Origin of the sequence: Vibrio sp. Vb0304 (assembly GCF_033338995.1) — a bacterium.
GTDB lineage: Bacteria > Pseudomonadota > Gammaproteobacteria > Enterobacterales > Vibrionaceae > Vibrio > Vibrio alginolyticus.
Window position 1 is genome coordinate 1 of record NZ_JAWOTT010000396.1, and the last position, 1,010, is coordinate 1,010.

Here is a 1,010-nt window from a genome sequence, read left to right on the forward strand (position 1 = left end):
ACTCAGAAGTGAAACGAAATAGCGCCGATGGTAGTGTGGGGTTTCCCCATGTGAGAGTAGGACATCGCCAGGCTTTAAATTTAGACTTAGGTCTAACCAGTGCGGAGCGGTAGTTCAGTTGGTTAGAATACCGGCCTGTCACGCCGGGGGTCGCGGGTTCGAGTCCCGTCCGCTCCGCCACTTATTTGAAAGCCCTGCTAGAAATAGCAGGGCTTTTGTCGTTTTAGGGGCTGTCATTTTCCCTTCCAAGAGAAGTCATACCAATCTGGAAAATTAACTGGTTAGGTCTACCCATTTTTACGAATGCATTTTGGTGACTCTTTTGGAGCAATTCAAAAACCGATTCCATGCATCGCAGACTTTGGAGATGATGTCGTCGTAATCAGTAAAATATTGATTGGCTAAATCGCGTTGCCGCAACCAACGCCATACTTGTCCGATAGGGTTTAGCTCTGGAGAATAGGGCGAAAGTTTGATTACACTGACATTTAAAGTCATTGGCAATTTCTTCTGTATGCCATCCTGCGCCATCCATTACAACGACGGCGTGACGTCCTTCCTACGTGACTGCCAATATTTGTTTTAAGTGCTCTATCATGATGTCTTTATTAACCCAGGGACAATGATAGCCTCACCAATTCCTTTTCTGCGACGACTGAACCGAACAGATAAGCATACTCAAATTGTTATTGCTTCACGGCTCTTGGGCGAGTTGCTTTCTCAGCCTATAAGCGTGTTGTCGTGTTTTGTTGCCCAAATCTGGCTTCGTCCTGAAACCAGGCATCAACACACTCTAAAGCTATATGTTCTGGGATCTTAAGGATCGTTTCGATTTTGATTTTTTCAAATCCTCTTGTGTTTGTTGATATTGTTTGGGGTGTTTGAGCTGGAAGTTATCTATGAAAAGCCCATGTGGTCGAGCAGGAAATAGATAGAATAAGGGTGCTCTTCCTATGCTTGGCTTTTCTTGCCGTTCTTCAAGAAAGCTTTGGACCAACTTATTGACACTG

General features: G+C 44.7%; 2 protein-coding genes and 1 tRNA gene. 1 reads left to right on the plus strand and 2 read right to left on the minus strand.

Annotation, left to right across the window (positions count from 1 at the left end):
* Positions 1-103 precede the first annotated feature (103 nt).
* Positions 104-180: transfer RNA gene (locus R7P35_RS26500), tRNA-Asp, on the plus strand.
* Between the two features lie 117 nt (positions 181-297).
* Here R7P35_RS26500 and R7P35_RS26620 read toward each other — a convergent pair.
* The gene (locus R7P35_RS26620) at positions 298-531 is read right to left on the minus strand and encodes a transposase (RefSeq protein WP_411978903.1); all 234 of its coding nucleotides are present in this window, start codon (positions 529-531) and stop codon (positions 298-300) included.
* A gap of 268 nt (positions 532-799) precedes the next feature.
* Positions 800-1,010: hypothetical protein (locus tag R7P35_RS26505; protein WP_318093473.1), on the minus strand; the 211-nt coding region annotated here is incomplete at its 5' end.